Genomic DNA, 19,285 nt, shown 5'->3' on the forward strand with positions numbered 1-19,285 from the left:
GGGCGTTCAATAAGCGTAAGCCGTGATTCCATTGTATCCGGTGTAGCGACTGAGTATGATACTGGCGAAATGACAGCTGATCCTGAAACAGGCGAGCCAATTCCGGACGTAAGACAGGTTGTTGAGGAATATGTACCTACCTTCGACATACTGGTCAATATCAGTAGCGACAAGCCACATGACCGCGAATACTGGATACAGATGGCATTCAATATGATGCAGATGATGGACCCGGTCACACAGCTGCCTATGATCGACGGTGAGGCAGTCCGCTACACCATCCAAAATGGACGTATGGAGCCTATGGACGTGATCAAACGGCGTGTGCAGGAGGAATCAGGCTTACAGCAACAAATCAAGCAGATGCAAGAACAGTTTGGACAGTTGCAACAGCAGAACCAGCAGATGCAACAACAGATTGGTGAGCTGACTGGACAAAAGCAGATGCAGGAGCAGCAAGACAGGGAGTTCAACCAGCAGGTACAACAACAGAAGCTGGACATTGAAGCCAGTAAAGTAGCTGGTGGACTAATGAATCAGATGGGCGGTGGTGTAGCATGAATGCCCCTACAATGACTAAACAAATCATTATTGAGTTTGATGTACTTACAGGTGATGTGGACTATAAGAATCCAGATCAACTAACTTATATAGAAGCTTTGGGCATGATCGAATTCGCCAAGATGATGATCATGGGTCGTTATATTGAAGAAACAAACGAATAATACAGGCCGTTCCCAGTCGTGGGGCGGCCTTTTATATTGCTTATCTCTGCTGCCAGCCATAGCAGCTTATCCGATAGGAGGAAGTACCGATGGGAGATGAAGTATTCGAACAACCCGCCAGCCATAGCGAGGACGTTCAAACCACAGAAACACCAGATACACCGGGCGTCGATATCAACGCAGCTTTGAGGGAATTCGGCATCATTAAGGATGAACCAATGGGCGAAGAGCCAGACGAACCGGTACAAGAAGAAATTGAGCCAGAGGACGAGCCGCCAGCCATAGCGGACGAACCCAAGAAGCTCAGAGTCAAAGTTAACAAAGAAGAGATTGAAGTCGATGATGACCAAATCCCCGAACTAGTCCAGAAGGGTTTCGGTCTGGACAAGGAGCGCAAACGTAGAACGGAAGCTGAACAAGCCTTGCAGCGATCCGCCAAACTCGCCGGGTATGAAACAGCTGACGAATACCTTGCTAACTTGGACAAAATCGAGCAGCAAGCCGTGCAAAAACGGCATGAGGACTTTGATTATCTTAAGCAACAGCTTCGTGAAGAAGTGGAGAACGCTGGGCTTGATCCTGACTATGTTGAAAGGTACTTGGACGCGCATCCTTTGCTGCAGCAAGCCAAGGAAGTGATGGAGCGTGAATCCAAAGCACAAGAGCTACAGAAACAGGAAGCGCAGCAACAACAGCTACTAAAAGGCTGGGAAGAGTTGTTTAACCAGCATCCTGAATTGGTTGAAACAGCGCCACCAGAAGGAGAAAAACCAGACTGGCTTACTGCAGAAATGGACGCTCTCATTGAGCAGGGTTACAAGCCTATTCATGCGTTCGAACTTACCAATCGGGACAAGATCATTGCAGATGAACGTAAGCGCACTGAGCAGGCTGTGATCAAGCAACAACGCCTGAATAAGCGTGCTCAGGTGGAAAAACAAGCAGCATTAGAGACTGAACCGGAAGTGCCAAAAGAGTTGGCGGACGGTTTCGCGTTATTCGGGTTAAACCCGGCAGCAGCCAAAAAATACGTTAAAAAGTGAGGTAAAAACATATGGGATTCAGATGGGTTTTTAATGATTACGGAGCGCCTGAAAGTCGTATTGCTCATATTTTTGCGACAAACAGCGAGGCAATTGCAAGAGGCGAAGCGGTCTCTCTTGTAAATGGTAGATGGAGCAAAACAGCAAACGGAGCAGCTATCGGAGGGTTTTCCAACCAAACGATTACTGCTGGTACTGACAAAAAACTAGAAGTGACCTTGGCGCGTGAAGGAGATAATTTTGAAGCTCCTTATACGGGTACTCCAGATGCAACTTTCTTGCCGGGTGCTAATACAGTGGATGTCTCTGCAGATGGCCTTTCTGTATTGGCGTCAGATGTGACTGGCGGCTCGCTGGTTGTATTGGATATCAACACAAATAAAGCTACTTGCCGGGTTAAAGTAAAAAACCGTCAACTTTCATAAGGGGGATAAACAGATATGGTACAAAGTATTTTGCAATGGGATAGTAAGGTATTGGAGCCGATTTTCCGTGAACTGTACAGTCAAGAAGTAAAAGGGATGAAAGATTATATCCCTGATATGTTTGATGTTCAAGCATCTACAAAAGAAACAGAAAGTATTGAAATGATCGGCGGAGAAGGCCTGATGGAAGAATGGTCACACTCCAACAAACGTGTCTTTTACTCTGATGTGAATGAATTATGGCAGAAGTATTTTACTCATTCTAAATATTCTGATGGTCGTGAGATTGACCGTGACCTTGTTGATTTTGTAAAACTGACAGCTATTAAAGACCGTATTCGTTCTTTGGCTGGATCTGTTTACTACACTCGTCAAAACATGGCTGCACAATGGTTTGTAAATGGAGATAAAACAACAAATGCAATTGACTTCCGTGGTCGCACGTATAATGCTGCTCTGCCTGATGGAAAATCTTTGTTTGCGACAGATCATCCTTTGGCACCGGGCGACACTGGACCAGGACAATCTAACAAAGGTACTGATGATCTGACGATTGATTCATTCGACGACACTGTAGTAGCTATGCAGGAATGGACGAATGACCGTGGAAACTTGTTACCTATCATGCCTGACACACTTATCGTTGCACCTTATAACAAGCGCGCAGCATTACAAATTGCAGGAACTAGTGGCAAAGGTGAAGGATACGAGCCCGGGTCCGCTGACCATAACATTAATATCTACGAAGGCGACATCAAGGTAATCGTAAATCCATTCTTTAGTAAAGGTAATCGTAAAGCATGGGTCGCAGCAGACAGCCGCCGCATGAAACGAGCAATGAAGTGGTTCAACCACCGTTTGCCAGAAGAAGGAACCATGGAAGACTTTGATACTGAAATCAAAAAGTTCAAGGTCATTATGAGTTGCGTCCATGGCTGCATTGACTGGACTTGGGGTTATGGTCACTTCCCAGTATAAGGAGGGGTTAAATTGTCTAAAACACATTTTGATGCGATTGAAACTAACAGCCTGACAGTAGCAGGACAACCAGTGGGTGGCAGCAACGTCATTGCCGCTACGGTAACGTTTGACCCACCATCCTTGGCTACAATGACCGGAGCGGTGTCGAGCGCCATCACTGTAACAGGCGCTGTCCTTGGCAGACGTGTAGAGGTATATCCTCCATATGATCTGCAAGGCGTACAGGTACAGGCTTATGTATCTGCTGCTAATGCCATTAAATTTTCCTTGTTCAACCCAACTGGAGCCACTATTGACTTAGCATCCGGTAGTTGGAAAGTAAAGGTGGTGGCACCGTGAGCCGTAAAGGGGATGTTGAATGGACAGTAACCAATCCTAAAGCTGGTGGCGCAAAGCATGAATACGTTGCGAAGCTTAAGGTTTCGGAGGACTTTAACGACTCCCAAAAGGACATGGTTACCAACTTTAACAGCATGCGTGATTTTCTGTTTAACAATGGATTGATGGAGAAGAAGGGGAGCTAAAAAGCTCCCTTTTTTGCGTATAGGAGGTACTTGTAATGTCGTACAGGATGGAGATTGACGCTTTAAATGCTCTGCTTAAGGAGCAACAGCGGACAAATGAACTGCTTGAAATCATAGTAAAGCAAACGAGAGGTGAAGAGCATGAAGATGTCAAGCCGACTAGATCCACTACCCGTAAAACAGGCAAGTGATTATGTCTCTGTCACACCAAGCGATACAGCGGACTTGCCTGATGGTAAGTGTGTCGGGGTGTACTGTGGTGTAGGTGGCGATGTGGCTGTCATAAGCCCGAGTGGTAATGCTGTAACGATTAAGGCTGTACCAGCAGGCGTGCCGCTCTTTTTGCCTGCTAAGAGGATAAAAGTGACTGGGACGACAGCAACCAATATTTTAGCGCTGTACTAAGAGAGGTGTAACTGTTATGCGAGTACAGGACGTGGTCGAAGAAATCATTGAGAAGCTACCAGAAAATAAAATCCCAGTCGTGAGTATACTGCGTAAGCTGACCAATGTAAGAGATATGTTGTTGCGTACACCAACCGCAGCACAGCAGCAATCAGAGGTAATCGAAGAAGCCATTGACACCGTTGTGGGCGAAGGATTGTATGATCTGCCATGCCCACCAGGAAACGTCACAGACGTCGATATACGGCGTGCAATCTACGACAACAGCGAAGGTCATGACGATAGCCGACATTGGCACAGGATACCGCTCAGGCAGTTTAACGAGCGGACACGACACCCATATTACTACTTTGTAGCTGGTCAGATTGGTATATTTCCACCGCCTAAGTATGCCAAGGCTTATGGCGTCAAGATTTTTTACACGCCTGTGTACCCCGAAATCACAGTGAATGATATGCAATCTACAACAGGCTTTGACCCGGATTGGGATATGTTGTTGGTTTACGGTGTGCTGCGCGATATCATGCCTGAAAACAATAACTTTGATGTGCGTTATCAGCAGCTATTGGCAGATTATCGCACGGCTACAAGTGGTTATGAACGGTATGTAATAGAGGAGAGGTGGTAACGTGGCTAATCCTTATCCATGGAAACACGGTAACACGAGTGAAAATACAGCGGCAGAACTGGACCCGCGCTATGAAACACCGTTAGGAGCTCAGGAGAAAGCAGACAAAGCTGAGCAGGAGTCCAAAGCATACACTGACGCATTGGATGACCGTTTTAAAGCTCATGCCGCTGATCAGACGGTACATGTTACTCAGACAGACCATAACAAGCTAGATGGCATTGAGTGGGGCGCAGAGGTCAACCAGAACGCCTACACTGTGGTGAATGGTATCCCAGCAAACGCACCAATGACTGAACTCAAGATACTACAGGGCATAGGCGTACGGATTACTCAAGACCCAGATGACAGAGCAATTACTATAACGGCAACTGGACCATTTGATCCCGAACCTATCCCGTTAAGTAAAGTATATGACGCTGGCAACTCAGCTTATCTTAATGCTGGTACAGCAGCTGGGAATGTACCTGTACTCGACGAAAACGGCAAGCTTGACGCTGTAGTTGTTCCAGCTATAGCGGTAACTGATACATTCGTGGTAGCTACCCAAGCAGATATGTTAGCACTAACTGTTGAAAAAGGTGATGTCGCTATAAGAACGGACATTAACAAGTCGTTCATACTGAAGAACGACGATCCCACAGTATTAGCCAGCTGGCAGGAGTTACTTACTCCTATGTCTCCCGTGCAAAGCGTGGCAGGCAAAACGGGTGTTGTAACGCTGACAAAAGCTGATGTGGGACTAGGCAATGTAACCAACGAGAGTAAGGCGACCATGTTTACCAATCCAGCGTTAACAGGTACGCCAACGGCTCCTACAGCAGCAGCTGCAACCAACAATACACAGGTAGCTACCACGGGATATGTTAAACAGCAAGGCTATCTAACGTGGGTGGATTTCCCGTTTACTTATCTTCGCAGCGGCTTGTTAACATTGCCAGCAAACCCGGCTGTATTGGATGTACCAATCACCACCGTAGTAGAGGATAGCTACAGCATGCGCAGTGGTAACACCGTAGTAGTCCCGTTAGATGGCTGGTACAGCATTAACTTACTTGCTACTGTGCAGGACCTTCCGACCACGAGCCGGTTTGATATTACCATAAATCAAAATGGGACATTGCTTACTAATCGACAAGTTGTTGGGTTTGGGGCTAGCGCGGTAACTTTTTTAGGAATTGAAGAACAGCGCTACCTAGCTGCAAGCGATGTAATTACATTTAAGACATCTCAAACAGGTGCAGGCACGTACATGTTGTACAACGTGCATATAAGACTTACACGGCTAGGACGTAGGCCGTAAAGGGGGGAATGATATTGGTGCTACCATGGCGTCCTAACACAACACAGGATATTGGATCGCAGCTTAACCCGCGCTATGAAACTCCTATGGGTGCACAGGAAAAAGCGGACAAGGCTGAGGAAAACGCAAAGAAATATGCTGACGACAACTTTGCTAAGAATGCATTTAAAACGATAGATGTACCCGGCAAACTCCCAGTAGTGGCTGATGATAAGGAAGATACATTAACCCTTGAGGCTCGCACAGGCATAGCGATTACGACTAATCCCGAAGAAGATAAATTAATCTTTACAGCCACGGGAGACGCAATTCCTGGCTTACATGGATCGTCTCATTTGAGCGATGGTGCGGACCCTATACCAAATTCGACGTTGACTGTGAGCGGTCTAATGAGTCCACAGCAAGTGGCAGACTTGAATGATTGGGTCGCAAACAAAAATACCTTTGTCAAAAAGGGTACGTACTCGCTCAACGTAAAAGACTACGGGGCTGTAGGTGATGGGGTAACAAACGATACTGCAGCAATTCAGGCAGCTATTGATGCTCTCAAACTGGTCGGTGGATTTATATTTTTCCCAGCAGGCAAGTATTACGCTGGCGAGCTCAAACTATACAACGGTATCTCTCTCATGGGCGTTAATCAGACGTGGGATTACGAATATGACTTGGGACCATCACGTATCATCGCTAAGATCGGCGATGAGTTTATGTTTCGTGCTAACGGTGCCAGTCATGTCGGGATACACAATATAACTCTTGTCGGTCAAAGCCGGATTACCAATGGAATAGATGGTTCAGTTCGATTGCTCCAAGTAAACAATTGCCAGTGGGCAGGGTTTAACACGGCAATAGGGTTTGACCTCGGCGGCACACAGGGCCAGCAATGGCAGATCAGCAATAGTGCTATTTTCAACAATAACGTTGGCATCAACTTGCTCTATGACAGTAAGGTATTTGACAATTTTATCTACACTTGCAAAACGGGGATAGTCTTTAACGGGACGGCTTGTAACGTGGTGAACAATAAGGTGGAGTATAACGACTTGCACATATCCCTTACGAATACGCAGCGGTCTACCTTCGCGGGAAATGTTTTCGACCGAGCTGAAAATGAGGGCATCTACATGAACAATGCAAGAGATTTAACCTTTGTTGGCAACGTAATGATGGCATCTGGTTACTCAAACGTCAACGATTGGCAACAGACACACCTTCGCATGATCAATTGCGAAAATATAGTCTTTGATGGCAACGTGTATACAACAGACTACTGGGAGACCAGCGGCAAACCTGCGCATCTTGTAACGGGATCAGGCAGTACGGGGATAAGCTTTACCGGGTGTAACTTAGATAAAGCTTCTTTTGGCGCTTTATTGACTGGAGCATCAGATATTTCAGTCGTTAATAATCTGGGAACGTACAAACGTCAGAAGGCTACCCTTGCATATGGCACGGAAAAAACGTTCGATTTCTGGACAGACTCGCTTATTGATAACAGCAAGAAGACACACACCTTCACAATTACGATGAAGGATACATCAACAGATATCATTTCCGTCAGTCGTGTGTTTTTGGTGGTTATCAGAGACTTTGCCGATGCTCATTTTCAGCAGGGCAACATAACCGACTTGATCGGTACATCCAATATCGGGCCAGCGGCCAAATTGAATATTAGTCGATGGGGTGTGAGTAGCGAAGGAGCTAAGATATCCCTTACTTTAATCAACGTGGTCAGCAGTAACAACGCATTTGAGGTTACTGTCGAAGTCGCAAAATCTTAGGGTGATAACATGAAAATAAATGAGATTATCCAAGAAGCAGATTTATTGGTACCTAATGCAGTCGACGTAGCGGATAAACTAATCTGGTTGAACGCAATTAACCAGGACTTTTTTAACGTGGTGAAGATACCTGTCTTCGACTCGTTTACGTCTGTCTTGGATCAAAGCCAGTACACATTATCTGCTAATGTGCGATTTAAAAATATAGATTTCGTTATGTGTGGCGTGATCAAATACCACGAACTATCATCAGACGCACCAAACCCGCTCCAGAATACGTTTAGGTTTGATGATGCAACCAAGGTATTAACTCTATCGCCACCGCCCTATGTGGCAGGATTAGGCGGTCTAGTGAGGTACAGTAGAATAGGCACCACAACCTATACAAGCAGCAATTTAACCATAGAGCCGGATGCGCCAGCAGAATACCACTGGACGTATATCCCGGCTCTTGCTGCATACATCGCTCATAGTATGGATGATGAGGTTAAAGCAGCCAACTATGAAAATCAGTATAAAAACGCCTGGAACGTGGCGGCTCAGAACCATCAAAGGGCGGTGGTATCGTGAATGTGATCCGGTACCCACAAGCTAACTACCAGCCGTTACCCGGCATACAGCAGGCAATAACGGTCCGTGAATGGAAAGGGTTGAGCAGCTTCGACCCTTTATCCATCCAGGACAATCTGTTTACCAGCATCAGCAACTTTGTATTGGACGAATACCCAGTTATAACAGCTAGGCGCGGTTACAGTGTGCTAGGGAGTGCAATAAGTACATCAGTACTCGGGTTAGGTGTGTGGAAGAATCAGCAGCTGCATGCTGTCTTTGGCGATGGTACATGGCGAGTGTTTAACAATAATACTTGGCAGACGCTGGCATCAGGCCTGGATACCTCAGCACGTTGGTCATTTACGAACTTTCAAGGCAATTGGTCAGACATCCATTTAGTAGGCGCCAATGGAGTAGATCCTATCAAGCACTATGACGGTACTACGGTATCTAATTTAACCGGAGCACCAGCCAAAGGTAACTATATTACCACTTATCAAAACAGGCTGTGGTGTGCTGTTGGTAAGGAAATAAAGTCATGTGCCTTAGATCAACCGGAGCAATGGGAACTGTACAACGGTGACGACGAGGATAGCTACGGTAAAGAGATGGAGTCCATGGCAGGGGAAACCGTGAATATGCTGTCAGGTAGCTTAACCAAGCTTACGATAGGCATGCCTAACAGTCTCCATGAGATGTACGGCGGTGTCCCGTCAGACTTTACCACTAAGATGGTGGCTGACCGTATCGGCGTCCGGAATAACCAAAGCGTAATCACTCAGGACGGTGTTATCTACTTTTCTAACCTTAACGGAGTGTATCAATACACTGGTGGGGTCTTGCCAGATAAATCGTTTAGCGAGGTCGTTAAGGGCTTTATAAACGGCGTATCATCTACAAGCTGCGCCGGGACAGATGGTAAGACATTATTCTTTTCCACTCACCAAAACGACATATTAAACTATGATCCGCGCATTCAGGCATGGACGATGTTTAACGACATAGACCCGTTATGCTTTGCTTCAATGGGTGAGAACCTCTACGTGGGCGATAGCAAAGGTAGAGTGATACAGCTATTTGGGGCCGCTAAGGATGGCACACAGGACGTTAAATGGTCACTTATCACTAAGCCGTTTAACAATAGCTCAATCGCTCAAAAGCTTCGGATGTACAAGCTATGGGCTGTGGTAGATTTGCTGTCTACTAGCAACCTTAAGATATACCTGTCGCCATCTATTAACGGAAATGATTGGGTACAGGTGGGTGAGATTGCACCAGCTGCTGACCTTATTAAGCATCGGGTGATTATACCTACCGCCAAGATAGCGAATGAGAATTATATACGCATCAAGTTTGAGGGTACGGGCTACTTTAAGCTGCATGAATTGACCCGGCAACAACGTGAGATGCCACTATATTAGGAGGTTTTTTACATGGCAATGTTCCAAGCTCCATTACTAACCGCACAAACCAGTCACGCTCAACTGTTGGATGAGTTCGCAAAAGTAGTTAAGGAATTAGAGTTTATCGTTAACGGGGCAATCGACTCTAGGAATGTTAGAGAAATCGGAGGCTACAACGTAAACAAAACTGAGCTGCAATCCAGAGACGGTGCCGTTGGCATGAGCAGCGCGCGAACGGACGAGGATGATCTACGTATATGGGCGGGTGATCCAGACCGTGCTAAGGCGGCGTTTAAGGTGTTTGAAAGTGGCTTGGTTACACTAACTAAGTTTTTGCTGAGTAGTACAAATGGCGAATACCCCAAGATCGAGATGGGGTCAGAAGGGAATCTGCTTGCTGCTTATTTTGACGAGAAAAACTATATTTCTATAGAGCCTAATTACTTCGGTTCACCTTCAATTAATTTGGTTAGAAATGGAGAAATACAAGGCAGAATTAATACTATTTTGGGATTTGATATTGTATCTGTAGGTACTATGAATATTCAAGCAGCTGGAGGAAGCATAACTCTTAATCCTTCCGAAACAGTTAACATTCAAAGATGGAGTAAGCTTAAAAATGTCGATGAAAACAAGACGCTTCAAGACGAACTGAATGAAATTTATAATCGTCTGGAATCTCTCGAAAATCCTTAAAAAAGAATTTATATACTATTCATGATGTGTTATATTGGTGAAAAATGGAACGAAGGAGACACATCATGAAAAAATATGTAGCTGGATTTCTAGCTGGTGCGCTATTTACAATTGGGGCGACATCTTTCGCCGATGAGATTCAAAGTTTGGTCGGGAAGAAGATTCAGGGCGAGACAGCAGTGTCGGTTAATGGAAAATCAGTCGACAAGGCAATAGTAGTAGAGGGTAAAAGCTACGCTCCTGTACGCTCCATTGGTGAGGCCACTGGAATGAAGGTCCAGTTTGGAAAAGAGGGAATTGCATTGAGTGACGAGTCTAGCAATCCAATAAATGAGACTACAACGCCAACGCCAACGCCGTTGGATGGAAAAGAGAAGGAAAAAGTAAAATCTTATGCGCCTACACTCGAAAAAATTGAGGCAGCTATTAAAGAAAACAACTCACTGATACAGGAAAACCAAGATGCCATTGATAAAATGAAAGAAAATATGAAAAAAGGAACTTACTCTGATGTTCTAATGAGATCTGCTGAAACAGACCTTAAATTGTACGAAGGTAATATCGAGAATTATAAGAAAGCAAATGAAAATCTAGAAAAGCAAAAAGCTGAACTAGAAAAACAATAATGTAAATCGTACGACGTCGTACGGTTTGCAAAAGCGCCGACGTCGGCGCATTTAAAATGTGGCGACGTCGCAACATATCAGCAACAATAAAATAATGAGCAAAAGGATTCTCTTATGAGGGTCCTTTTCTATTGGGAGGAATCAAAATGAAGTCCATAAGAGAATGGCTGATCTTCAAACTTGTTGGAGACCAGCCAGTAATCATGAACATTGATGTTTCCTTGAAGAAGCAATTCTATGAGTTAAAGAAACCAATTTTAATTAAGAATGCTCTCTTGGAATAGGGTTGTTGGAAATGTTATATTTTAAGCAACGTGGACACTTAAATGCAAGATTTTGAACTTGCTTGAACTCAACCCCTCTAGCTAAGATATGGTCACAGAAACCGCAAGCAAATTTGTAGCTTCCTGATCCAACGACGAATGGGCGTTTGTCGTCATTGTTTGGTTTAACAAATACGGTTACTTTTCCATCTTGTGGTTCTGGTACGATTTTTAATTTTATCTTTTTCAACATCTTCACCCCCTCTCTAAATATATAATTTTAGTAGAGATTGAAAAATATGAATAGGGAAACTTTGGGATTCTCTTACGAGAGTCCTTTTTTATTGCATAAGAATGGAGGTTCAATATGGCAACCACCAATAAAAACAACTTTGGCGTACGCCAAGCTCTGAATAACAAAGGAGTAAATAACAGCCGAATCGGATACAGCAACGGTTATGTGACGGTGGACGGTAAAAACTTTCTTAAACCGGGTTCAGTTGCTAACGGATCAGCAATGTCTTCACAGCAAAATTTCAACAACGCTTGGCAGGGCATGGCACCTACTAAGCCCGTATCTGTGCCAACAGTAGCTAAGGCCTCACCTATGGTACAGGCTGCAAATAACGTCCGTAACAACATGACTACATCGACATTTACACCGCCTACACCGCGCTTGGAACAGACGCTTAACTCTTTGTCGGGCTTGGCTAATACACAGGCTGCTAAGCTACCAGAGTTCAAATATGATCCACAGAGTGACCCAGCATATCAGGCTGCTTTGCGAGAGGCACAGGCGAACCTAGCAACGGCTCAACGTAATACCAATGCTGGCTTGAGAGCTACCGGACAAGGTAAATCATCCTATTCCGAAACGTTAGCTAATCAGCTTGCCAACCGCTCCATGGAAAGCATAGCAAATACTACGTTGCCACAGATGATGCAGCAGGCATACGGACGGTTTATTGATAAGGCAAACTACGATCAGAGCGCGGCACAGCAACAGGCCGCACAGCTTGCTAACCTGTATGGCCTACAGTATCAGCAGGACGTTACAAAGCCTATGGCAGAGGCCCAGTTAACAGGTAATTACATGCCAGCAGAAGCGAGACAGGCTATAAATGACATTCTCACATTCAAAAATCAGGCGGAGACTAAAGGAACTACAGCCCAGCAGCGTGCAGATTTAAGCGCACAAGCTGATAACAGACGTAAGATACTTGAGTCCCTTGGTATTAACTCTGCTGCGTATGGTGCGAATGTGAATGCTAACAACGCATCTCAAAACGCAAGCACAGGATTCCGCACATTGCAAGGACAGCAACAGGATCTACAGCGTAAAGAATCCAATCTTAATGCTGCTAATGTAGTCAGCCAAATGACTGGACGTGCTGTAACTCCACAGGATGATTGGCAGGGACTTAATCGACAAGCAAATAACCCAAATACGCCGCTTACGCTGCAAGCTCAACAACAAAATTTCAATAATAGTCTAGCAGCAAGACAACAAGAATTTAACGAAGGTCAGCAAGATTGGGAAAATGATTTCTCGACAGCTCAGTTTGGTAATACAGTGGATCAGCAAGCTTTGCAAAACGCATGGAATGCATCTGATCGTCTGGGTTATGTAACAAGTGAATTGTCATCTTTAACAGGCATTCCACAGGGAATCAGAACGCTGGATGCGCGTCAATTTGAATATGGAGTAGAGAAAGACAGAGCTGCTGCAAGCCAGGGAATGACAGCAGAAAAGTATGCCAAGGATTATTTGGACAATCAAGTGATTAAATCCAAAGATGCTGACGACAACACAATCATTACAAACAAGCCTGATATCGAAAAGGCTATTCTTGCTGCTCCTTTGAGCGAGTACGAACAGTATAAACTTTACCAAAGATATGGAATCCAATGGAGTGGACCGGTCCCAAAACAACAGCCGTAGGAGGTATAGGGACGCTCTCAAGTAAATATGAATCCAGTGGCAACCCCGGTACTGTAGCTCATACACCCGGGGACATTGGGGGCGCTTCCTACGGCACATATCAGCTTGCCACAAATACAGGCAGTGTGAATGCATTTGTTAACTATCTAAAAAATGTATCTCCAAGTATGTATCAGCAATTGGCTGGTAAGAAACCAGGAACGGCCGCCTTTGATTCTGCTTGGAAGAAAATAGCGGCATCAAATCCACAGCAATTTAATTCTTTGCAACATGAATATATGAGACAAGGGACTTTTGCTCCTGCAGTATCTAAAATTGTGAAATCTACAGGCTTGGACGTGTCTAAACGATCCGAGGCATTGCAAAGTGTGTTATGGTCTACAGCAACTCAACACGGCGTAGGCGGAGCTAATAAGGTATTTAAAAACGCTGGCATATCCCCTGGAATGTCAGACGCCGAAATTATCAGACGTATTTACACAGAGAGAGCAGCGAATAACGGCATGAAGTATTTCCGTAGTTCCTCATCATCTGTACGTAATAGCGTTGTGAAACGATTTAAATCAGAAATGAATGATGCGTTGGGTATGTTGAGATAGGAGGGTTAACATGGCTGAAACGTTCATACAGAAAAGAAAGCGTGAGTTAGGAATGGTTGTTGATTCCGCTCCTGTGGGTAATTTGAACTCCAATTCCGACTTAAGTTTTATTCAAAGACGTAAAATGGAATTAGGCATGATAGAAGATACCCGACCGACGCTTGTAAACACACTCAAAAATACAGTCAAATCTCCTGAGGTTAAAGACTTTGTAAATAAAGGACTAAACTATGCTGGACAAGAGATGCAACGGCAGGCGGCGGAGCGTGAAAAGAATCGTCTCAAGCTGCCTTCATCCCTAATAATTGGTCCGGGCTTTATTGAAAACTCCACATTTACACAGGCAACCCAAGGCAACAGGGACGCTATAGGTACTTATAGAGCAGCTACAGGTAAAACAATCAAGCCGTTGAGTGCTTATGAACAATGGATGGAAGGGATAGACCAAGACATAAAAAGATTTCCTGCAATCGCACCAGCAAGACCAATAGCAGAAGGAATTGCAGGTCTTTTGCTTGACAATAAGCCCGGGCAGTTCACTAGCCGCACGTTTGGACAAATAGGTAGCGCCGTAACGGGAGATAAACCTTACTATGACGTTACAACAGGTAATGCTACAGCGGATAAAGTAGCAGACTTCACGGGCGCCCTTGCCGGGGTGGCTGCTTTAGGAATTAACCCTGCTGCACCTGGTGTCCAAGGACAGAATCTAATAACTGGGCCACTGGCAGCGGCAGAAGCTGGACTTGCTACGCGTACGGGGAATGCTCTTACCAATACGATCAGCAGACAGGCAGCTAGAATACCAGGAGTAAGCGCCAGAACAGCAGACAGCTTTACACGTGGTGCATTGACTGGAGCAGGTGCCGGGGCAGTAAGTGGTGCCGCAATTGGCCTTAACCAAGATCAGACGACAGGCAAGGAAATATTGCACAATGCAGGTATGGGTGCGGCTTTAGGAGCTGGTGGTGATATCGTTTTAAGGGGTGCTGGCTTAGGTCTGCGTGAGGCTTTGAATAAGATCAAAGGAGATCGAGCAATACCGGAGATTGATGAAATACTTGCCTTGCCTCTTGGACGCGGCGATCAGCGCATGGCACGGGCTGGTCAGCGATCCAACCTATCAACCAGTGAAGGACCCATTGTTAACCCGACAAACTGGGCGCCAGAACCATTGGCGCTTCCTGCTGGACGCAATACATCCGGAACTACTGGTAGGTTGGCACGTCTCGAAAATCCATATCGGACTAAATTTGAAAACTTGATTCGTGTGGCTAACCAAACGGAATTCACACCGGGTAGAGAAGCGGAAGAATTGGAACAGCTTTGGAGTAGTATGGCAAGCCGGAAAGATCCTGGCTTAAGTGAACTCATTGACCGGGCATACCCAGCACGCCGACAAGTCACGTCAGATCTTGCCCAAAAAGCACGTCAAAATCAAGCAACGCGCGAGAAATATGGTGTTCCGTTGCCTGTGAGAGAAGCACAGCCATCTACTTTTGTAGGTGAAGCTGCATCACCTGTGCAACGTGTAGGTGCTAGACCAGGAGCAAGCCGCGAACCGGTTCAGAGGGTGAATGAATCGTCCATAAATCGTCAGCAAAACTTTAACATCAACGATCCTGAAGTACCTAAGTTCCTGCGTGTGCGGCAGGAAAGAATAGATGCAGCAAACGCTCGAGCAGCAGCGGCGAGTGAACCACCTGTAAATGCTCCACGTGTAGTAGAAGAAGCGCCAGTAAGCCCGATTGTCAATGAAGCTCAGCCACCAACTGGTCAAGCAGGTCAGGTTGAACGTGGATTTGCCAGTACCTTGCGGCAGTCTGAGAAAACACCAGCAGAATTTGCTGAACGTCTTGATTCAACATACCGACCTATTACTAACGCTGAAACGGTGCAACAAGCTAACCGCAGATTGACCGAGGATGTTCGAAAAGCCACTAATTATGTTTTGGATGATTCCCGTTTCACCGCTGAGAAAGCAGCAACGGCTCAACGACTTATTGATCATTATAACCAGCAAAAAAATTATGAAATGGCGGTAAATATCGCTAACAAAGTTGCTGAGGAAGCAACCAACGCCGGACAGTCCATCCAAGCCCTTTCCTTGTTTGAGAGGTTAACGCCAGAAGGCGTGCTTGTGCGTGCTCAGAAGCTTGCTAATAGCATTAACGAGAAGTTGCCTACCAAAGCAGAAAAAGTAAAAATAACGGATGATATGGCTGCTAAAATGACTGATCTAGCGGAAACTACACAGCGTATGACAGGCGTTAAGGGACTTGCTAATGATGTGGTAGATATTTTGAAACGCGCTAAGGATGGCGAAAAGCTTAATGATATTGAGATTGATCAGTTATCCCGATTCGTGAAGGAATCTAAACAATTTGTGAAGGAATCCAGTCGAAAGGTTAATCCGACACCGCCGCGACGACCGCCAGCTATGAAAGATCAGCGCGTGCGTGACAATGTAGTTAAGTTTTTGGATGCGCAAGAAGAGGCAGCTAAGGAACGTTTGCGTGCTCGTGGTATTCAAATTAGTTCAACCCCTCTGGATGTTTGGGCTGATTATGCAGTAATAGGAGCAGCTAAGATGGGTAAAGGTGTAGTCAAATTCTCTGACTGGTCTGAGGCGATGGTAAAAGAGTTTGGTGAAGGTATAAGACCTAGTTTAGAAGGTCTATATGCACGGTCTAAGGAAGCTTTTGAACTATCATCTAAGAAGGTTAGCCAAGATACCATTAGCCGGGCTGAGAAACTAACCGAAAAGATAATCCGTGAGAAAAATTTAACGGACAATGAGGCTGAATCTTTGTTGGTATTAGCTCGTAAAGTATCTGGTTTATCTGGAGAGGCAAAGCGAATTGCTTCACAGGATTTGCAAGTAATATTACAGTCTTTGGATAAACCAGGATTGCTCAAAAAAATTAGTTCAGCTCAAACAATTGCTCAGCTGCTTAATCCAAAGACACAGGTGCGGAACGTTTTAGGCAATGAGTTATTTTATCGTGTGGAAAGACTTAATAAATTTGTTGCTACACCATTTGATATAGCTCGTTCTAAAATTACAGGTGGTCAACGCTATGTGACATTTCGAACAAATAATCAAGGGCAGTTTTGGAAGAATTGGATGGAAGGATCGAAAGCAGGCTGGAATGGAGTTAATATAAACGGATTACAGACGCAATATGATCTTGCTGGTCAAGCCTTTAGAAGTAAATATAATCCTATGACTTATCTGGAAAAGACCCTTGGAGCCGCACTGAGAGGGTTTGATAACGCTGCTTACATGCGGGCTTACAATGACACAATGGGCGAAATGGCAACCTTGGACGCTATTAACAAAGGTGTGAAACCCACCCGTGAGTATGTCCAAGATTTTATTAACCGCGCTGATGAAAACTTGACCGAAATCGCTGGGCAGTATGGTAAATATGTAACTTTTCAAGACAAGAACTCTATTTCTAAGTTCCTTTCCACGGTTAAACGTGGTTTGAACGCAGGCAAAGACTTTGGGATTGGTGACCTGGTTCTAAAATATCCGAATACGCCAGGCGCTTTGCTTATGAGGGCTTTGGAATTCAGTCCAGTTGGGTTTGTTCGCAGTGCCCGTATACTTGAAAAAGGAGCACGCTTTGCTGAATCTAACCCGAGAGAAGCTACACTTGCTCTATCACGTGCAATGGTAGGTACGTTCGGCATGATGGGCATGGGGTATTTCTTGATGGATAAAGGGATCATCACGGGTGAAGCTAGTAAAGACAAGGATATCAGGTCTTTACAACAAGCATCAGGTCAGGGACAATATCAAGTCAACTTGTCCGCATTACAACGCTTTGTTGAGTCTGGATTTAACTCTGATGTGAAGCTAGAAGAGGGCGACCTTTTGTACACCTATGACTGGATGCAGCCTGTGTCTATCGCTATATCCATGGGTGCTAATATCAATAAGAATGTGAAAGATGAGAAAGAGGCCGACGAAAGTCCTGTTCTCGGAACACTAGCAGCTGGATACAATAGTTTTGCTGGTGGGATTAATACTTTGCAACAACAATCCGTCCTGAAAGGCCTTGCTGACGCAGCATCCGGTTACGCTGGTCAAACAGCAACAGATAAAATTGTTGACGTTCTGTCTGATATTCCATCGTCGTTTATCCCTACTATTTTAAATCAGATTAAGCAGACACAGGACAACAGCAAGCGTGAAACCTATTCGCCTAATAAATTAGAACAATCTTTAAATAAAGCTCAGGCAAAGATGCCTGGATTGGCAGAACGTCTACCTAAAAAATACGACACTTTAGGCCAAGAGCAAAGGAATTATCAAGATCCAAGCTTGACTAATATATTCTTAAACCCAGGCTTCCCGTCTCGCTATAAGCTATCTCCTGAAGCTCAGGAGGTCGTTAACCTGATTACTGAGACAGAAGATGAAACCTTGGCTCCACGTGTACCGAGTAAGACGCTTAAAGGTAACAAACTCACAGGAGAACAGTTCAGCCGCTTATCTCAAGTACAGGGTGAAGAGACAGCGCGTAGAATAGGCAATCTTAGAGGTACAACGGAGCAGAAGGCGAAACAAATGGAAAAATTGCTTAGAAAATCTAGTGAAACTGCACGTGAGCAGATTATGCGAGAATATAACTTATCTGCTAAATAACTGTATTAAGGACCCCGGATTATCGGAGGTCCTTTTCTTTTGGGGGAAGTGACATGGAATATATTGAATTGGAAGATGACAGCCGAGAGTGTGCGGTCTCTCAGGAGTTTTTGAATATGGTTTTATGGTTACTTGGACCAGCAGCACGAGACAAGTTTTTATACCCGGCGGTGGATAGCAGTGTACGATTTTATAATTTCAGCGGCAGAACAGATCATCAAGAATGGGCTTTCGCTGTCGACAGCAGCCGGCTTGTTATTCCTGATTTTGCGACAGAAGAAAGTAAAGAAACTGCTTCGGAAGTGGCTCCCGTGGTTGCTGACGGAGGAACAAGATATACGAATGATGCGGATGGAATCCAAGATAGATTTGATCATGCAGGAGGTGGGGATTGAATGGGATGCGAACACGCCAAACGAAGATTTTCAAAGTTATCTGAGGGGGCCAAGACGGCCCTCTTTATTATCCTGGGTGACGTTTACCTATGCCCAAGATGCCGACAAATTCAAAGACTGGAGGGACAACGAGATGGGGAAAAAGACAATCGTAATTGACGCAGGACATGGAGCAAAGGACCCGGGAGCACTCGGTCCAACTGGCAAGAAAGAAAAGGATTTTAACCTTACTATGGCTATTAAGGTGGAAGCATTTTTAAAAGATAATCCGGAACTAAAGGTGGTGCTTACGCGCCGCACAGACGTATTTTTAGAGCTTAAAGAGCGTGTATCTATC

20 protein-coding genes and 2 pseudogenes are annotated in these 19,285 nt (G+C 45.0%); 21 read left to right on the top strand and 1 reads right to left on the bottom strand.

The features are described 5' to 3' along the window. From WG8_RS03270 to WG8_RS25900, 16 genes and pseudogenes are all read left to right on the top strand, one after another. Positions 1–561 (top strand): annotated as a pseudogene (locus WG8_RS03270) (hypothetical protein); the annotation flags it as partial. After that, entirely contained in the window at positions 558–725 is a 168-nt protein-coding gene (locus WG8_RS27020; protein ID WP_007428659.1) for a hypothetical protein, read from the top strand. The pseudogene WG8_RS03270 and the gene WG8_RS27020, both read left to right, overlap by 4 nt. Before the next feature lie 89 nt (positions 726–814). Further along, positions 815–1,768 (top strand): hypothetical protein, encoded by a 954-nt coding sequence (locus WG8_RS03275; protein WP_007428660.1) that lies wholly within the window; start codon positions 815–817, stop codon positions 1,766–1,768. Between the two features lie 11 nt (positions 1,769–1,779). Then, positions 1,780–2,193, top strand: coding sequence for a hypothetical protein (locus WG8_RS03280; protein ID WP_007428661.1), 414 nt, complete (start codon positions 1,780–1,782; stop codon positions 2,191–2,193). A 15-nt stretch (positions 2,194–2,208) separates the two neighbouring features. Beyond that, complete coding sequence (locus WG8_RS03285) at positions 2,209–3,171, top strand: Mu-like prophage major head subunit gpT family protein (protein ID WP_007428662.1); 963 nt, start codon at positions 2,209–2,211, stop codon at positions 3,169–3,171. Positions 3,172–3,183: 12 nt separating this feature from the next. Further along, positions 3,184–3,513 (top strand): hypothetical protein, encoded by a 330-nt coding sequence (locus tag WG8_RS03290; RefSeq protein ID WP_007428663.1) that lies wholly within the window; start codon positions 3,184–3,186, stop codon positions 3,511–3,513. After that, the gene (locus tag WG8_RS03295; protein ID WP_007428664.1) at positions 3,510–3,698 is read left to right on the top strand and encodes a hypothetical protein; all 189 of its coding nucleotides are present in this window, start codon (positions 3,510–3,512) and stop codon (positions 3,696–3,698) included. Before WG8_RS03290 ends, WG8_RS03295 begins: the two co-directional genes overlap by 4 nt. 35 nt (positions 3,699–3,733) lie before the next feature. Then, positions 3,734–3,889 (top strand): hypothetical protein, encoded by a 156-nt coding sequence (locus WG8_RS27025; protein ID WP_007428665.1) that lies wholly within the window; start codon positions 3,734–3,736, stop codon positions 3,887–3,889. Beyond that, on the top strand, positions 3,840–4,103 hold the full coding sequence (locus WG8_RS27030; protein ID WP_157136303.1) for a spike base protein, RCAP_Rcc01079 family: 264 nt from the start codon (positions 3,840–3,842) through the stop codon (positions 4,101–4,103). The genes WG8_RS27025 and WG8_RS27030 overlap by 50 nt, the downstream gene beginning before the upstream one ends. Before the next feature lie 16 nt (positions 4,104–4,119). After that, positions 4,120–4,731, top strand: coding sequence for a phage adaptor protein (locus tag WG8_RS03300; protein WP_007428667.1), 612 nt, complete (start codon positions 4,120–4,122; stop codon positions 4,729–4,731). Position 4,732: 1 nt separating this feature from the next. Next, complete coding sequence (locus tag WG8_RS03305) at positions 4,733–6,034, top strand: hypothetical protein (RefSeq protein ID WP_007428668.1); 1,302 nt, start codon at positions 4,733–4,735, stop codon at positions 6,032–6,034. Between the two features lie 17 nt (positions 6,035–6,051). Next, entirely contained in the window at positions 6,052–7,815 is a 1,764-nt protein-coding gene (locus tag WG8_RS29290) for a glycosyl hydrolase family 28-related protein (protein WP_269744424.1), read from the top strand. A 9-nt stretch (positions 7,816–7,824) separates the two neighbouring features. Next, entirely contained in the window at positions 7,825–8,385 is a 561-nt protein-coding gene (locus tag WG8_RS03315) for a phage adaptor protein (protein ID WP_007428670.1), read from the top strand. Then, positions 8,382–9,788: a hypothetical protein gene (locus WG8_RS03320; RefSeq protein WP_007428671.1), complete on the top strand. Its 1,407-nt coding sequence runs from the start codon at positions 8,382–8,384 to the stop codon at positions 9,786–9,788. The genes WG8_RS03315 and WG8_RS03320 overlap by 4 nt, the downstream gene beginning before the upstream one ends. A 12-nt stretch (positions 9,789–9,800) precedes the next feature. Beyond that, complete coding sequence (locus WG8_RS03325; protein WP_007428672.1) at positions 9,801–10,466, top strand: hypothetical protein; 666 nt, start codon at positions 9,801–9,803, stop codon at positions 10,464–10,466. A gap of 65 nt (positions 10,467–10,531) precedes the next feature. Next, positions 10,532–11,092 carry a hypothetical protein gene (locus WG8_RS25900; RefSeq protein ID WP_007428673.1) on the top strand — a complete coding sequence of 187 codons (561 nt, stop codon included), beginning with the start codon at positions 10,532–10,534 and terminating at the stop codon, positions 11,090–11,092. A 261-nt stretch (positions 11,093–11,353) separates the two neighbouring features. Here the strand turns inward: WG8_RS25900 and WG8_RS03335 are convergent, their stop codons facing one another. Beyond that, complete coding sequence (locus tag WG8_RS03335; RefSeq protein ID WP_043890732.1) at positions 11,354–11,608, bottom strand: hypothetical protein; 255 nt, start codon at positions 11,606–11,608, stop codon at positions 11,354–11,356. A 114-nt stretch (positions 11,609–11,722) separates the two neighbouring features. On the opposite strand from WG8_RS03335, the gene WG8_RS03340 reads away from it, so the two are divergent. From WG8_RS03340 to WG8_RS27835, 5 genes and pseudogenes are all read left to right on the top strand, one after another. Further along, a complete protein-coding gene (locus tag WG8_RS03340; RefSeq protein ID WP_007428674.1) occupies positions 11,723–13,297 on the top strand; it encodes a hypothetical protein in 1,575 nt (524 codons plus the stop codon). Beyond that, entirely contained in the window at positions 13,264–13,896 is a 633-nt protein-coding gene (locus tag WG8_RS03345) for a hypothetical protein (RefSeq protein WP_007428675.1), read from the top strand. Before WG8_RS03340 ends, WG8_RS03345 begins: the two co-directional genes overlap by 34 nt. A gap of 10 nt (positions 13,897–13,906) precedes the next feature. Beyond that, positions 13,907–18,553, top strand: a complete 4,647-nt coding sequence (locus WG8_RS03350; protein WP_007428676.1) for a hypothetical protein — start codon at positions 13,907–13,909, stop codon at positions 18,551–18,553. 53 nt (positions 18,554–18,606) lie between these two features. Then, on the top strand, positions 18,607–18,948 hold the full coding sequence (locus WG8_RS03355) for a hypothetical protein (RefSeq protein ID WP_007428677.1): 342 nt from the start codon (positions 18,607–18,609) through the stop codon (positions 18,946–18,948). Positions 18,949–19,075: 127 nt separating this feature from the next. Then, positions 19,076–19,285, top strand: a pseudogene (locus WG8_RS27835) (N-acetylmuramoyl-L-alanine amidase family protein); the annotation flags it as partial.

It is taken from the genome of Paenibacillus sp. Aloe-11, from assembly GCF_000245715.1.
In the GTDB taxonomy this organism is placed as follows: Bacteria; Bacillota; Bacilli; order Paenibacillales; family Paenibacillaceae; genus Paenibacillus; species Paenibacillus kribbensis.

What these genes read in the sequence shown, in the direction of transcription:
- WG8_RS27020 (WP_007428659.1), top strand. Translation starts at nt 558, where the DNA reads ATGAATGCCCCTACAATGACTAAACAAATCATTATTGAGTTTGATGTA.
- WG8_RS03275 (WP_007428660.1), top strand. Translation starts at nt 815, where the DNA reads ATGGGAGATGAAGTATTCGAACAACCCGCCAGCCATAGCGAGGACGTT.
- WG8_RS03280 (WP_007428661.1), top strand. Translation starts at nt 1,780, where the DNA reads ATGGGATTCAGATGGGTTTTTAATGATTACGGAGCGCCTGAAAGTCGT.
- WG8_RS03285 (WP_007428662.1), top strand. Translation starts at nt 2,209, where the DNA reads ATGGTACAAAGTATTTTGCAATGGGATAGTAAGGTATTGGAGCCGATT.
- WG8_RS27025 (WP_007428665.1), top strand. Translation starts at nt 3,734, where the DNA reads ATGTCGTACAGGATGGAGATTGACGCTTTAAATGCTCTGCTTAAGGAG.
- WG8_RS27030 (WP_157136303.1), top strand. Translation starts at nt 3,840, where the DNA reads ATGAAGATGTCAAGCCGACTAGATCCACTACCCGTAAAACAGGCAAGT.
- WG8_RS03300 (WP_007428667.1), top strand. Translation starts at nt 4,120, where the DNA reads ATGCGAGTACAGGACGTGGTCGAAGAAATCATTGAGAAGCTACCAGAA.
- WG8_RS03315 (WP_007428670.1), top strand. Translation starts at nt 7,825, where the DNA reads ATGAAAATAAATGAGATTATCCAAGAAGCAGATTTATTGGTACCTAAT.
- WG8_RS03325 (WP_007428672.1), top strand. Translation starts at nt 9,801, where the DNA reads ATGGCAATGTTCCAAGCTCCATTACTAACCGCACAAACCAGTCACGCT.
- WG8_RS25900 (WP_007428673.1), top strand. Translation starts at nt 10,532, where the DNA reads ATGAAAAAATATGTAGCTGGATTTCTAGCTGGTGCGCTATTTACAATT.
- WG8_RS03335 (WP_043890732.1), bottom strand. Translation starts at nt 11,608, where the DNA reads ATGTTGAAAAAGATAAAATTAAAAATCGTACCAGAACCACAAGATGGA.
- WG8_RS03340 (WP_007428674.1), top strand. Translation starts at nt 11,723, where the DNA reads ATGGCAACCACCAATAAAAACAACTTTGGCGTACGCCAAGCTCTGAAT.
- WG8_RS03345 (WP_007428675.1), top strand. Translation starts at nt 13,264, where the DNA reads ATGGAGTGGACCGGTCCCAAAACAACAGCCGTAGGAGGTATAGGGACG.
- WG8_RS03350 (WP_007428676.1), top strand. Translation starts at nt 13,907, where the DNA reads ATGGCTGAAACGTTCATACAGAAAAGAAAGCGTGAGTTAGGAATGGTT.
- WG8_RS03355 (WP_007428677.1), top strand. Translation starts at nt 18,607, where the DNA reads ATGGAATATATTGAATTGGAAGATGACAGCCGAGAGTGTGCGGTCTCT.